Source organism: Caballeronia glathei (assembly GCF_000698595.1).
GTDB lineage: Bacteria > Pseudomonadota > Gammaproteobacteria > Burkholderiales > Burkholderiaceae > Caballeronia > Caballeronia glathei.
Genome location: NZ_JFHC01000002.1, coordinates 78,786 through 93,068, shown reverse-complemented (window position 1 = coordinate 93,068; position 14,283 = coordinate 78,786). Strand labels below are relative to the sequence as shown.

Annotated in this window: 12 protein-coding genes; 8 read left to right on the top strand and 4 right to left on the bottom strand. The window is 68.4% G+C overall.

The window, feature by feature from the left end; all coding sequences use genetic code 11:
* Window positions 1-29: 29 nt before the first annotated feature.
* Both BG61_RS02245 and BG61_RS02240 read right to left on the bottom strand, forming a co-directional pair.
* Window positions 30-4,070, bottom strand: coding sequence for a translocation/assembly module TamB domain-containing protein (locus BG61_RS02245; RefSeq protein WP_035926330.1), 4,041 nt, complete (start codon window positions 4,068-4,070; stop codon window positions 30-32).
* 39 nt (window positions 4,071-4,109) lie between these two features.
* A complete protein-coding gene (locus BG61_RS02240; protein ID WP_035926712.1) occupies window positions 4,110-5,843 on the bottom strand; it encodes an autotransporter assembly complex protein TamA in 1,734 nt (577 codons plus the stop codon).
* 637 nt (window positions 5,844-6,480) lie between these two features.
* On the opposite strand from BG61_RS02240, the gene BG61_RS02235 reads away from it, so the two are divergent.
* The 4 genes from BG61_RS02235 (at window position 6,481) to panD (ending at window position 8,876) form a co-directional block, all read left to right on the top strand.
* Window positions 6,481-6,669 (top strand): DUF3460 family protein, encoded by a 189-nt coding sequence (locus BG61_RS02235; RefSeq protein ID WP_174479705.1) that lies wholly within the window; start codon window positions 6,481-6,483, stop codon window positions 6,667-6,669.
* Between the two features lie 116 nt (window positions 6,670-6,785).
* Window positions 6,786-7,571, top strand: coding sequence for a segregation and condensation protein A (locus BG61_RS02230; protein WP_051672229.1), 786 nt, complete (start codon window positions 6,786-6,788; stop codon window positions 7,569-7,571).
* A 72-nt stretch (window positions 7,572-7,643) separates the two neighbouring features.
* Window positions 7,644-8,477, top strand: coding sequence for a pantoate--beta-alanine ligase (gene panC, locus BG61_RS02225; protein WP_035926335.1), 834 nt, complete (start codon window positions 7,644-7,646; stop codon window positions 8,475-8,477).
* Window positions 8,478-8,489: 12 nt separating this feature from the next.
* Entirely contained in the window at window positions 8,490-8,876 is a 387-nt protein-coding gene (panD, locus tag BG61_RS02220; RefSeq protein ID WP_035926338.1) for an aspartate 1-decarboxylase, read from the top strand.
* A 72-nt stretch (window positions 8,877-8,948) separates the two neighbouring features.
* On the opposite strand, the gene BG61_RS02215 is transcribed toward panD, so the two are convergent.
* Window positions 8,949-9,575, bottom strand: a complete 627-nt coding sequence (locus BG61_RS02215) for a ParA family protein (protein WP_035926341.1) — start codon at window positions 9,573-9,575, stop codon at window positions 8,949-8,951.
* Window positions 9,576-9,733: 158 nt separating this feature from the next.
* Here BG61_RS02215 and BG61_RS02210 point away from each other — a divergent pair, with 158 nt between their 5' ends.
* Window positions 9,734-10,153 (top strand): PaaI family thioesterase, encoded by a 420-nt coding sequence (locus BG61_RS02210; protein ID WP_035926344.1) that lies wholly within the window; start codon window positions 9,734-9,736, stop codon window positions 10,151-10,153.
* 61 nt (window positions 10,154-10,214) lie between these two features.
* On the opposite strand, the gene BG61_RS02205 is transcribed toward BG61_RS02210, so the two are convergent.
* A complete protein-coding gene (locus tag BG61_RS02205; protein ID WP_035926347.1) occupies window positions 10,215-11,708 on the bottom strand; it encodes a cobyric acid synthase in 1,494 nt (497 codons plus the stop codon).
* Between the two features lie 79 nt (window positions 11,709-11,787).
* Between BG61_RS02205 and cobU the strand changes: the two genes are divergently transcribed.
* The 3 genes from cobU to cobD are packed head-to-tail and all read left to right on the top strand — an operon-like array spanning window position 11,788 to window position 14,278.
* Window positions 11,788-12,336 carry a bifunctional adenosylcobinamide kinase/adenosylcobinamide-phosphate guanylyltransferase gene (gene cobU, locus BG61_RS02200; protein WP_035926351.1) on the top strand — a complete coding sequence of 183 codons (549 nt, stop codon included), beginning with the start codon at window positions 11,788-11,790 and terminating at the stop codon, window positions 12,334-12,336.
* Window positions 12,337-12,342: 6 nt separating this feature from the next.
* Window positions 12,343-13,284 (top strand): adenosylcobinamide-phosphate synthase CbiB, encoded by a 942-nt coding sequence (gene cbiB, locus BG61_RS02195; RefSeq protein ID WP_035926353.1) that lies wholly within the window; start codon window positions 12,343-12,345, stop codon window positions 13,282-13,284.
* Entirely contained in the window at window positions 13,277-14,278 is a 1,002-nt protein-coding gene (gene cobD, locus BG61_RS02190; protein WP_035926356.1) for a threonine-phosphate decarboxylase CobD, read from the top strand. Before cbiB ends, cobD begins: the two co-directional genes overlap by 8 nt.
* The last annotated feature ends 5 nt before the right edge of the window (window positions 14,279-14,283 follow it).

Sequence of the window (14,283 nt, the reverse complement as noted above, 5' to 3'; positions counted from 1 at the left end):
CCGCGCGGCAATGTCTCATCGACCGGCGCTCACGGCCCGCCCCGCTTCGACCATGAATCGAACCGCCGCGTATAGAGCAGATCGATGCCCTGGAACGTGCCGCCGTAAGCCGAGATCGACCAGAAGCGCGACAGGTTGAGCGTCGCCTTGATCGCGTTGCTCGCCGACTGCAATCCCTGCTCGTAGCCGAGCACGAGCCGCTCGTTGATCGCCTTTGAGATCATCACGACCTGAGGATCGGTCAGCCCGACCTCGCTCGTGCCGATCGAGAACTCGTCGAGCCCGAACGTCTGAGCAATGCGCTTGCCGCTCGCGCTGCCGAGCAGCGCGAGCGCGTTCGTCATCGCGCTCTGCTGACCCAGGTTGTTGCCCTGATCCGTGCCGTGGCCGAACAGGAGCCACGAGAGCTTTTCGTTGTCGGGCACGTTCGGCTCGGACACGAGCCTCGCGTTCGGCGACTGCACCGTGCCCGTCACCTGTACGCCCGCCTCGATTTCCTGGTTGCGCCGCATCGCGAGAATGTTGATGCCCGGATTCGCCACCGGCCCGTTGAACGTGAAGAAGCCGTTCTCGATATTAAGCTTGCGCCCGAACGCCGTGTAGGTCGAACCGGGCGTCACGCGCACGTTGCCGATCGCGCGCAGCGGCATGTTCGGCGCGCTCAGCGCGGTGATCGTGCCCGCGAGGCCGAGATCGGCCCCCGCGCCGCGAAAGCGGAAATTCTGGCCCAGATTGATGTCGATGTTGGCGCGCGGCGCGAACGGCCCGACCGGCTTGTCGGTGGCGGCGACGACCTGCTGGTTCTTGTCCTCGCCTTTCACGGTGCCGTCCGGCCGCACGACCACGACATCGTCGCCGAGACTCGGCGCCGACTTCTCCGGCAAATCGAAGAGCGCGTGATCGACGGTGAACTTGCCGTTGATCGCCATGCCGCCCTGCACCCCCGCGTTCGCGACGCTCGCGCTGCCCGAGAGCGACAGTTGCCGGTCGGGCGACGCGAACAGCTCGAGCTTGTCGGCGATGATGCTGGCCGTCAGATCCGGTTCGTCCTGATCGAGCCGCACCTTGCCGGTCGCGCGCAGCGTGCCGCTCGCGCCGTGGAACTCGACCTGCTGCAGATCGACGAGGTTTTCCGACAGCGCGATCCGGATCACGCCGTCCTTCAGCTGGACGCCCTGCGCGACGAGCGTCGCCGAAAGATCGTCGCCGGTGAGCATGCCGGAGAGATTCGGCTTCGCGACCACGCCCGCGATCGTCAGCTTGAGCGCGAGCCGGCCGCCGAACAGATAGGTCGGGCCGAGCATGCCGCCCGTCGTGCGCAGTTGCGGAATGCTCGCGTCGATGGCGCCCGTGAGCGGCGATTCGTCGGCGACGGTCAGGATGCCGTCGCGCGCGACGAGCGGCGTATGCACGTTCGCGTCGATCACGCCTATGCGGTTCGCCTGCGCGTGAAAGGTCGCGTTCAGGCGATTGCCGTTGGTGAAATCGGCGCGCGCCGAAATGTCGGTGATGCCGAGCGCGGCGACGCCGCGCGCCGCGTCGATCGAAATGTCGCCCGTGCGCCGCTTGATCTGGACGTGGCCGGTCGCGGTCGTGCCGAGCGAGAAGTTCCAGTCGCCGTCGAAGACGAGATCCGTGCGGAACGGCGGTTCGGCGCCCGTCAGCTCCTGGCGGATTTCGAGGATCCGCGGCACCGACAGGTTGGTGAGCGTGCCCGCCGACTGGATGCGCCCGCCCTCGAACGCGAACGACTTCAGATCGAGCACCGCGCCCTCGGCGGCGAGCCGCGTCGCGCCGAGCACGATGCGGCCGGGCGCATAGCTCACCGTGAGCGGCGACTCCAGGTTCACCGAGGGCGTGCCCTTGTTCGAAAGCCGCGTGACGGTGCCGTCCCAGTGCGGACCGTCGCGGGCGTCGGTGAGCTTGCCGTTCGCCGCGAGCGTCAGGTTGACGGCCTGGCCGCGCACGCGCCCGGTCGCGCTGGCGTCGAGCTTGTGCTGGGCCCGGGTGCCGGTGAGGCTCGCGTCGAGCGTTGCCAGTTCGACGCCTTCCGTGCTGAGGTCGCGCGCCTTCGTCGTGAAGACGAGCGCGCCGTTCGCGCCATCGCGCATTTCCGCGCGGCCCTCGGCGTGGCCGAGCCGGTTCGGGCCGAACACGACGCCATCGGCCTCGTAGTTGGCCGCGACGTTTGGATGCGCGAACGAGCCTGTCACGTCGCCCTCGGCCTTCACGAGCCCCGCGAGGCCGAAGCCCAGGCGCTCGAGCGCGGGCGCGTCGACGCGAAAGCGCAGCCGGTCGCCGGGCGCGCCGAAGCTGCCGTTCAGATCGACGTCGTTGCCCGCAACCGACAGATGCGCGCGGCTCGGCAGAATCCGCGTGCCGGCGACCTGCACGGTGCCCTCGCCCGTCAGCGGCAGATTGTCGTAGACGCTCTCGCCCAGCTTGAACTGCGCCCTGGTGGTGAGCGTGGGCGCGAGAACGCCGGTCGCCGAGAGCGTGCCGTTCACCCGCGCCTCGATCACGCGTGGCGGCGGGGCCTTGTTCCCCTTGCCCGGCGCGGCGGGCCTGGACGGCGGTGCGAGCAGCAGCGGATTGAACTCGACGAGCTTCGCCTTGACGTCGTAGCTCGAATGGGCGTCCTTCTTCAGTGCGCCGCTCAGCTCGATGCGGCCCTTGCCCACCGTGAGCTTCACGCCCTCGAACGCGGTCTGCCGGGCGTCGAGCTTCACCTTGCCCTGCGCGCGGATCGCCGCTTTCGGGTCGTTCAGGTCGAGCACGATGGTCTGCGTGTCGCCCGCGAGCGTGACGCCGACTGGTCCGGCGAACTGCGTCGGGCGCACGCTCGACTGGATCGCGTTCAGGTCCAACCTCGCGACCTTCAGGTCGAACTGGCCGCGACCGCCTTCGAGCGAGCCGCCGCCGGTGATCGTCGCGTCCTTTACGAGCCGCACGTTGAGATCCGAGATGGTCTGGGCGGCGGCGTCGAGCCGCACGTTCGCGTGGGCATCGATGAGCGGGAGCAATTGCTTGTCCACCGGGCCCGGCTTCGCGTTGACGATCGACACCGGCCCCGTCACCACGAGCGAACCCGGCTTTCCGGGCGTTTCCGGCTCGACGGGCTTCACTTCGGCGCGCAGCGTGAGGTCGGCGTACGGCGCGCTCGGGCTGAACGCCTGCGGATTGACGTGATCGACGCTCACGCTGGCGCTCTTCAACGGCACGTCGGCAAAGGGCAGCGCTTCGACGTGCGCGCGGCCGTCGAGCTTCATGCCGCTCGCCTGCACGTCCGCGACGAGGTTTTCCAGCGATCCCGTGAGGTGCGCCGCGACCTGCACGGCCTCGCCGCTCACCTTGCCCGAGTAGCCGGCGTCGCCGGTGAGCGGGAACGGCCGCGCGCCGCCGTCGAGCTTCACCGCGGCCGTGACGGAGCCGAACGGCGTTTCGAGGCGCTCGACGCTCGCTTCGTGATGCCGGCCGTCGCTGCGCCCGTGAAACGCGAGACGCGAGAATTCGGTGGTCGTCGCGCCCTGGTGCAGGCGCAGCTTGCCGACCGTCACGTCGCGGATCGCGAGTTGAAGCGGCAGGCGCAGGTCCTTCGGCAGCCCGGTCTTCGCCGTTTCCTTCGGGGACGGAGCGATGCGCGCGTCGATCGTGCCGACATGCAGATAGTCGATCGTGAAGCGCAGCGGCTCGCGGGTCAGTTCCCAGCGGCCGGACACGCGGTCCACCGCGATATCGGTGCCGTTGCCGTCGAGGCTCTTCCAGTGGACGTCGCGCAGCGCCACGCCGGTGGCGATCGCGCCGCCGTCGAGCGTGCCGGTGAGGCGTCCCGCAAGCAGCGAGGTCGCCGCCTGCCAGACATAGCGGGTGCCGCGCTCGCTCATGAGCGCGTAGAAGACCGCCGCCACGGCGAGCGCGACAAGCAGCACGAGCACGAGGACGAGCCCGCCGAGCCACCTGGCGAAACGCCGCCAGCCGCCGCGCCGGCGGGGCGGCTTCGCGTCGGGTGCGCCGCGGCCGCCGTCGTCGGCGGCTTCGTCTGCGCTCGGGTTGGCTGTCGGGTCCGTCATGCGTCTTGTTGCGTCGTCAGGTGAGGTGCCGTCGAAAAGTCAGAATGCGATGCCGAGCGTCAGGTACGGCTTGATGCTCTTGTTCTTGAAACCATAGGCCACGTCGATGTTGACCGGCCCCACCGGGCTGCGCCAGCGCACGCCGAGGCCCGCGCCGGGCTCAAAGACGCGCTCGCTCCAGGTGTCGGTGGCGGTGCCGATGTCGAAGAAGGCCGCGCCGCCCCAGTCGTGCGTGAACCAGTGCTGATATTCGGAGCTGCCCGTCACCAGGTATTTGGTCGGAAGAATCGAGCCCTGCACGTTGTTACCGATGCTCTGGTAGCTGTAGCCGCGCACCGAATTCGAGCCGCCCGCGCGAAAGAGGAGCGACGCCGGCACGCCGTTCGAGGGGCCGCTCGTGAACACGCCGCCCAGCTCCGCGCGGAACACGAACAGGTCGCGCTTGCCGAGCGGCAGGTATTGCAGCATGTTCGTGTAGATCCGGCCGAACGTCTGGTCGGTCAGGATGCCCTTCACCGCGAACCCGACTTCCGCGCGGATCAGGTTGCCCTGTCGCGGGAACAGCGGATCGTCGACGTTGCGGCGCACCCAGCTCCACGCCGGCACCAGCGCGCGGCTGTTCGACGGGTTCGGCGCGTTCTGCGTGAGGCGGTCGTCGTAGAAGATGATCGAGTACGTCGTGTCGATGTTCTGCAGCGAGCGCGAGCGCTGCACGCCGACGCGCGCGCTGTAGATGCGCGTATCCGACACGTTGGTGTTCGTGTACGACGCCATCACGCTGTTCACCCAGCCGCGCGCGCCCGGGGGCATCGCGAGCTGCACCTGGCCGTACTGCTGGGTCTCGTCGAGGCGCCCGGAAACCGTGAACGGATAAGCCTTGCCGAAGGTGTCGAGGTAGCTGTACGCGCCCTGGATGTGCGCGCCGGTGTCCGTCGCGTAGCCGACGCCGTAGCGCACGCTGTTGTACGGATACTCGCTCACCTTCAGATGGATCGGCGTTTCGAGGGGCTTCGCGACGTCGTTGTCGGCGTCGATCGCGACGCTCGCGTAGTACGGCGTGTTCTGCAGTTGCCGCTGCAGTTCGTTGACCCGCGCGATGTCGTAGATGTCGCCCGGGTGGATCGGGTTCACGTTGCGGATGATCCGCTCCGGATAGCGGCGCACGCCGCTCACGTCGAGGTCGCCGAAGGTGAAGGTCCGGCCGCTGTCGAATGTCACCGACAGATCCGCGATATGCGTGCGCGGATTCACCCGTGCCTGCGAACGCTCGATTTTCGCGCCGAGATAGCGGCGCGAGCGGAGCGCCTTGAGCGCGGCGTTCTTGGCGTCGTCCCAGGCGCTTTCGGTGAACGGGTCGCCTTCCTTGACCGAGAACGCGAAGCGCGCGGCGTTTTCCTGCGTGCGGTCCTCGGTGGTCACGGCGCCCTTGAAGTTCAGCGACACCGACGCGACCATCGTGCGCGGGCCCGGATCGACGCTCACCGTGACGGTCTTGCGGTCGTCGACGGTCTTCACGTCGGTGCGCACGACCGGCGTGAAATAGCCGTCGGTCGCGACCAGATCGCGCACTTCCTGCGGCGTCGCCGTGACGAGGAATTCGAACTGCTCGTCGCTCACGTCGTCGCGCTTCGCAAAGCGCGACAGGTTCAGATGATCCTTGAGCAGGGAGCGCACGCTGCGGGGTGCTTCGATGTCCACGTCGTACTTCGCGAACGCGGGCCGGGCGGCCACGAGCGCCATGAGCACGAAAAGCACGAACGGCGCGCCCAGCATGCGCGCGGCCCGGCCAACGAGCGCCGGCGCGCCGGGCCGCCCCGTATCGGCGTGCTCGCGTATCCTGAAGAGCGGATCAGACAGGCGCCCCGCCAAACGTGACCTCCGGCATTGGTATTGTTGTTGAAAATGGATTCGTGCCGCTTCTCGGCGGCCCGGCGGCCCGGCCAGTTGCGTATCGGTTTGCGAAACAGCAGGTGAATCGGTGGCGGGCCCGGCGGACGTCGGGTACGGTCTGGTTGATATCGCAGGCGCTATTTCACCACATCGGTATGCCGCGCCATCTTAAAAAAGCGCAAGGCGCCGATGGCCGCGATAATCGCGCTCAGGCTTGCGCCGCGCGGGAAACGTCGGGTCGATCACCGGCCGTGCGCCTTGGACGGCCTCCCCGGCCGCTTGTTCCGCCCATTTGACCGGCCCTCGCCGACATTCCTTTCAGGCGGGCCGTCCGGAGGCCCGGCCAGGGAATCGCCGCCGGTTGTCGATCCGCCCGGTTGCGCTTGCGGTAAAATTGCGACGAGTTCGCGGCGCTGCCGCCGAAGACGGCTGGCGGGCCGACCCGGCCTGCGCAAGCGGCCGGACGACCCGAGCCGCCGCATCCCCCTACCGAGTTGCTTCGAGCCCAACGGAAAAACGAATCATGTATCAGTCGGACATCACCCAGTTCATCAATCAGTTGAAAGCACAGAAGCCGTCGCTGGAAGAAGAACAGCGGCACGGGCGCGCGCTGTTGTGGGACAAGCAGCCGATCGACCTCGACGAGCGCTCAAAGCAGCAATCGTCGCGCGTGCAGCAGACGCCGTACGTTTACTACCAGAACTTCTGAACGTGAGCGCCCCCCGCGAGGCGCTTCCGGCTCCGGACCAGCAGCCTCAACAGGACGCACGGGACAACCCGGCCGCCGCGCTCGCGGCGCCCGCGACCGATTCCACGCCCGATACCATCGACGGCGTCGCGTACGCGCATCTCTACGGCGAGCCGCTCTGGAAGCTGCCGACGGACCTCTACATCCCGCCGGACGCGCTCGAAATCTTTCTGGAAGCTTTCGAAGGCCCGCTCGACCTTCTGCTCTACCTGATCCGCAAGCAGAATTTCAACGTCCTCGACATTCCGATGGCCGATGTGACCGCGCAGTATCTCGGTTACGTCGACCAGATCCGCGAGTCGAATCTCGAACTCGCAGGCGAATATCTGCTGATGGCCGCGATGCTGATCGAGATCAAGTCGCGCATGCTGCTGCCGGTCAGGAAGGCCGACACCGGCGAGGATGCCGAAGACCCGCGCGCCGAACTCGTACGCCGGCTGCTGGAATACGAGCAGATGAAACTCGCCGCGCAGAGGCTCGACCACCTGCCGCAGCTCGGGCGTGATTTCCTGCGCGCCGACGTCTATATCGAGCAGGCCCCGACGCAGCGCTTTCCGGACGTCGACGCAAACGACCTGCGCGCCGCCTGGGCCGACGTGCTCAAGCGCGCGAAGCTCGTGCAGCATCACAAGATCTCGCGCGAGGAGCTGTCGGTGCGCGAGCACATGAGCGTCATGCTGCGCCGCCTGCAGACGGCGCGGTTCATGGAATTCTCCGAGCTTTTCGATACGTCGCGCGGCGTGGCGGTCGTCATCGTGAATTTCATCGCGATGCTCGAGTTGTCGCGGGAAACGCTCATCGAGATCACGCAGGCCGAACCGTACGCGCCGATCTACGTGAGACTCGCGTATTCGCCCGCTTGAGGCGAAAATCCACTTTCCCACCCTTGCCTCGGAGCAGCGAGAAACGGCTGCCCGCCCGGAGACACCCGCTCGATGAAAGTCATCAGCTCGATCCATGAACTGCGCGATCAGTTGCGCGGCCAGAACCGCACCGCCTTCGTCCCGACGATGGGCAATCTCCACGAGGGCCATCTCTCGCTGATGCGCCTTGCGCGCCAGCACGGCGATCCGGTGGTCGCGAGCATTTTCGTGAACCGACTGCAGTTCGGCCCGAACGAGGACTTCGACAAATATCCGCGCACGCTGCAGGACGACATCGAGAAGCTGCAGAAGGAAAACGTCTACGTGCTCTTCGCGCCGACCGAGCGGGACCTGTATCCGCAGCCGCAGGAGTATCGCGTGCATCCGCCGCACGATCTCGGCGACATTCTCGAGGGCGAATTCCGCCCCGGCTTCTTCCAGGGCGTGTGCACCGTCGTGATGAAGCTGATGTCGTGCGTGCAGCCGCGCGTCGCCGTGTTCGGCAAGAAGGATTACCAGCAGTTGATGATCGTGCGGCAGATGTGCGACCAGTTCGCGCTGCCGACGGAAGTGATCGCCGCCGAAACCGTGCGCGACGCCGACGGCCTCGCGCTCAGTTCGCGCAACCGCTTCCTCGCGGCGGCCGAGCGGGCCGAGGCGCCCGTGCTCGCCGCGACGCTCCACCGCGTGCGCGAGGCGGTGCTCGCCGGCAGCCGCGATTTCGCCGCGATCGAAAAGGACGCGATGGATGCGCTCGCGCAGCGCGGCTGGCGGCCCGACTACATCGCCGTGCGCAAGCGCTCGAACCTGCTGCCGCCGGGCCCCGCCGACGCCGGCGCACCGCTCGTCGTACTCGCGGCGGCAAAGCTCGGCACGACGCGCCTGATCGACAACCTTGAAATCTGAGAGAGCCAGACCATGCACCGCACCATGCTGAAATCGAAGATCCACCGCGCGACCGTCACGCATTGCGAACTGCACTACGAGGGTTCGTGCGCGATCGACGAAGATCTGCTCGAAGCGGCCAATCTCGTCGAAAACGAGCAGATCGACATCTGGAACGTGAACAACGGCGAGCGTCTGACGACCTACGCGATCAAGGGCGAGCGCGGCAGCGGCATGATTTCGCTGAACGGCTCGGCGGCACGGCGCGCGCAGCTGGGCGATCTCGTGATCATCGCGGCGTTCGCGCAGGTGGACGAGGCGGAACTGAAGGCGGGCTGGAAGCCCGACCTGGTGTTCGTCGACGAGAAGAATCGCATCAAGGGCAGCCGCGACCACGTGCCGACGCAGAACTGGACCTGAGCCGCCGCACAACGGCGGGCGGCGGGCGGCGGGCGTTATCCACGGCCGTCCCGCCGCTCGAGCCCGGTCACTTCACTTCCTTGCGGCCCACTCCACGATGGGCTGCCACTGCTCCAGATCCTTCTCCACGCGCGTGCGGGCGACATCCCACAGCGTGAGACCGTGCGCCGCCATCTGCACGTAATTCTGCGTGTCGCGCAAAAAACCGAGCACCGGCAGATCGAGCCCCTCGACGAACCGGTGCAACTGGTCCGCCGAGCGCGTGCGGGCATCCACGCGCATCCCGACGATCCCGATTTCGATCGATCCCTTCCTCACCGCCTTTTCCTTCGCCAGCCTCTGCAGGAATTCCTGCGTCGCGAGAATATCGAAAATCGACGGCTGAAGCGGCACGATCACCTTGTCCGCCAGTTCCAGCGCGAGTGCGAGCCGGTTGCCGTGCACCGCCGCGGGCGTATCGATGACGGCCCTCTCGAGCCCCTTGGGCGGCTTCGCGGGCGAATCGACGTCCAGTTGCCAGCGTTCCACTTTCGGCAGGGTATCCGGCCGGATGCCCAGCCACGCGTGCGCCGAATGCTGCTTGTCGAGATCCGCGAGCGCAACCCATTCGCCCTGTGCCGCGAAATATCCCGCCAGATTGGTCGCGAGCGTACTCTTGCCGACCCCGCCCTTCGGATTCGCCACCACGATCACGGTCATGAAAGATTCCCGAAAATGTGCTGCCCGGCGGCCGGACTGCCACATCCCGCCGGCCGGTTCGTTGTTATGAAAAAGTGCAATTGTCCGAGCCGTTGATATTATCGGCAAAACCGGCATTGCCGGCACATCCCCCAATCGACCGAGCCGCTCCCCCGCCCATGACGACCCTCCGCCCCGACGTCACCCTCGATTATCTGCGCAACCGCCAGCGCGGCCGCCTGCCGGACCTGCTCGGCGTGGAGCTGGTGTCGCTCGAAAGCGGCTCGCTTGTCGGCGAACTCCCGATCCGGCCCGAACTCCTCGCGCCGAACGGCTTCCTGCACGCCGCGAGTGTGATCGGCCTCGCCGATACGTGCTGCGGCTACGCATGCATCGCGCACCTGCCCGAGGGCGCGAAAAACTTCACGACGGTCGAACTGAAGAGCAACCACGTCGGCACGGCGCGCGAGGGGAAGATCATCGCGAAGGCGAGCGCGGTGCATCTCGGGCGCAGCACGCACGTCTGGGACGCGACGGTGACGAACGCGGACGGCAAGCTCGTCGCGCTCTTTCGCTGCACGCAGATGATTCTGTATTGAGCCGGAGACAGCCCGTGGCGGGCGATCTGAGGTCCTACACGGGTCCAACACGAGCATTCGCTCACACAATTGACGCGCCGTCGCGGCCGAACGCCGCGGCAATGGCCTCCAGGTCCAGCGACTGCGCGAGCGTATCGGCGAGCCGCTCGAGCGACGCCTCCCGCAGCGCCGGATAGTCGAGCGCCTCGGCCCGTTCCAGCCCTGCCCATTCGAGCAGCGCGGCGCAAGCCTCGGGCGTGTCGAAAATGCCGTGCAGATAGGTCGCGGCGATCTGGTTGTCCGCCGACACCGCCCCGTCCGGGCGCCCGTCGTCGAAGAGCACCGCGGGCCGCGCGAGCGCGGCGCCGCTCGTGCGTCCCATGTGGATCTCGTAGCCGCGCACGCTCGCACGGCCGTCGCCGAGCGCGAGCCTGCCGGTCACGTTGTCGAGCAGCTTGTGCGGCGTGAGCGCCGTCGACAGGTCGAGCAGCCCGAGCCCGTCCACGCGGCCCGCCGGGCCTTCGACGCCATCCGGATCGTCGATGTCGCGCCCGAGCATCTGCATGCCACCGCAAATGCCGAGCACCTTCCCGCCATACCGCAGATGCCGTTCGATCGCGCGATCCCAGCCGTGCTCGCGCAGCCACGCGAGGTCGCGCTGCACGCTTTTCGACCCCGGCAGCACGATCAGATCGGCGGGCGGCGGCGCCACGCCCGCCTTCACGTACTGAAAATCGACCTGCGGATGCGCGCGCAGCGCGTCGAAGTCGGTGTGATTGCTGATGCGCGGCAGCGCGGGCACGATCACCTTCAGCGCGTCGCGCGCACCGCGCGTGCGCATCTCGCCGGGCAGCATGTCCTCGGCGTCCAGCGTGAGGCCGTGCAGGTACGGCACGACGCCGAAAACGGGCTTGCCCGTGCGCTCTTCGAGCCAGTCGAGGCCCGGCTGCAGCAGGCCGATGTCGCCGCGAAAGCGGTTGATCACGAATCCGCGGATGCGCGCCTGCTCGCTTTCGGACAGGCACGCGAGCGTGCCGGTCAGATGCGCGAACACGCCTCCGCGATCGATGTCGGCGACGAGCACCACCGGGCAGTCGACGCGCTCGGCGAATCCCATGTTCGCGATGTCGCGATCGCGCAGGTTCACTTCGGCCGGGCTGCCCGCCCCTTCGACGATCACCGAGTCGAAACGGGCCTGCAACCGCGCGTAGGAGGCCAGCACGGCCTCGAACGCGACCGACTTGTACTCGTGATAGGCGCGGGCGTCGAGATTGGCGTGCGCGTGGCCGTGGATGATCACCTGCGCGCCGCGGTCGCTTGTCGGCTTGAGGAGCACGGGATTGAAGTCGATCTGCGCATCGACGCCCGCCGCGAGCGCCTGCAGCGCCTGCGCGCGGCCGATCTCGCCGCCGTCGACGGTCACCGCGCTGTTGAGCGCCATGTTCTGCGGCTTGAACGGCGCGACCCGCACGCCGCCGCGACGCGCAAGCCGGCACAGGCCCGCGACGAGCGTGCTCTTGCCGGCGTCGGACGTCGTGCCCTGGATCATCAGCGTGCCGCGCGGTGCGAAGTGCATGAGTGTCGATTCCTTGTGTGGGGCGGCGCGCAAGGCGCGCATGAGGCGTCATCTTAGCCCGCGCCGGTACAATATCGCGATGACCTCATACGCTTCATCGCGGGACCTCACCTTCATTCTCGGCGGCGCGCGCTCGGGCAAGAGCGCGCACGCCGAGCAGCTCGCCGCCGCAAGCGGCATGGCCGTCACCTATGTCGCGACCGCGCGCATCGGCGACCCCGAATTCGCCGAACGCGTGGCGCACCACCGGGCGCGGCGCCCGGTCGGCTGGTCGCTTCTCGAAGCACCGCTCGACCTCGCGGGCGCGCTGCGCTCGGTGGATCGCGAGGGCCATTGCGTGCTGATCGACTGCCTCACGCTGTGGCTCGCGAACCTGCTGTGCCCCGCCGACGGCAGCGCGCCACCCGCCGCGCCGCAGGAAGCGCTCGGCGCCTTTCTCGCCGCGCTCGCCGGGGCGCGCGGCAAGATCATCGTGGTGAGCAACGAGATCGGCCTCGGCGTCGTGCCGCTCGGCTCGGTGACGCGTCTCTACGTCGACGAGCTCGGGCGGCTCAACCAGCGGGTCGCCGCCGCGAGCACGCGCGCGACGATGATGGTCGCGGGCCTGCCGCTCGCGCTCAAGGGCTGAGCGCCCATGCTCCTCCTCTCCTTCTATGCGATCGCGCTGCTCGCGGTGTTCGGCGTGGTGATCGACCGGATCGTCGGCGAGCCGCGCACGCGCCATCCGCTCGTCGGTTTCGGCAAGCTCGCGACACAGCTCGAAGCGCGCATGAACACCGGGCATCGCGCCCGGCCCGCGGGCATTCTCGCGTGGCTCGCGGCGGTCGTGCCGCCCGTCGCGATCGCGTGCCTGCTCGTGAGCGTGCTGCCGTTTGCGTACGCGTGCATCGTGCACGTCGCGCTCCTGTGGTTCGCGCTTGGCGCCAAGAGCCTGCGCGAGCACATCGCGCCGATCGCCCGCGCGCTCGGCAGCGGCGACCTCGAAGGCGCGCGCAAGCTCACGGCGCGGATCGTGTCGCGCGACACCGCCGACGCCGACGAAAACGCGCTCTCGCGGGCGGCGGTGGAGTCGGCGCTCGAAAACGGCAATGACGCGATCTTCGGCGCGCTCTTCTGGTTCGCGGTCGCGGGCGGTCCGGGCGCGCTCCTGTTCCGCCTCGCGAACACGCTCGACGCGATGTGGGGCTACCGCACGCCGCGCTACCTGCGCTTCGGCTGGGCGGCCGCGCGCTTCGACGACGTCCTGAACTACGTCCCCGCCCGCCTCACGGCGGCGAGCTACGCATTGCTCGGCGACACCCGCACCGCATGGCACTGCTGGCGCACGCAGGCGGCATCGTGGGACAGCCCGAACGCGGGACCGGTGATGGCCTCGGGCGCGGGCAGCCTCAATGTGCTGATCGGCGGCCCGGCGGTCTATCACGGCACGCTGGAAACGCGTCCGGTGCTCGGCGAGGGCATGCCCGCGATGCCCGCGCACGTGGTGGCGGCGCTCAGGCTCGTCGAGCGCACGACGCTCTTGTGGCTCGCCCTCTTCCTCGTTCTTGCCTTTATCAGCGTGGGCTCGCATGGCTGAACCGATCCGTCACGGCGGCAATCTGCGCGAAGCCGCGCGCCGCTATTCGATAGCGCCTGGCGACTGGCTCGACCTGTCGACCGGCATCAACCCGCGCGGCTACCCGGTGCCGCCCGTGCCGCCCGATGCGTGGCGGCGCCTGCCCGAAGACGGCGACGGCCTCGCCGAATGCGCCGCGCGCTACTACGGCGCGCCGGCGGCGCTGCCGGTTGCGGGAAGCCAGGCGGCGATCCGCGCATTGCCGCCGCTGTTGCGCCGCGGCGCCGTCGGCGTCGCGCCGCTCACTTACGCGGAATACGCACCCGCGTTCGAGCGCGCCGGACACCGGGTGATGCCGCTCGACGTTTCGATGCGCGAGTTGCCCGCCGGGCTCGATCACGTGATGGTCGCGAACCCGAACAACCCGACGGCCGAGCGCATCGCGCGCGTCGTGCTCCTTCATTGGCATGCGCAGCTCGCGGCGCGCGGCGGGACGCTCGTCATCGACGAAGCATTTGCCGACGCCGACTCCGACCCCGGCACGTCGCTTGCCGGCGAAACGGCGCGCGAAGGGCTCGTCGTGCTGCGCTCGGTCGGCAAGTTCTTCGGCCTTGCGGGCATTCGCGCGGGCTTCGTGCTTGCGGCCGCGCCGCTGCGCGATGCGCTAGCGGACGCGCTCGGCGCGTGGACGGTCAGCGGACCGGCGCGCCATGCGGTGCAGGCCGCCTTCGACGATCGCGACTGGCAGCTCGCGGCACGCGCGCAACTGCGGCTCGACAGCGAGCGTCTCGCGGCGCTGATCGAAAGCCACGGCTTCGATGCGCATGCGACGCCGCTCTTCGCATGGTTTCGCACGCCCGACGCGGCGGCGCTGCAGGACGCGCTTGCGAAGCGCGGCATCTGGACGCGGCTTTTCGATCGCGCGGACATGACGCCGAGCCTGCGCATCGGCTTGCCGGGTTCGGAGGGCGACTGGGCGCGGCTTGCGCGCGCGCTCGCGGAGAGCGTCGCGTGAACGTG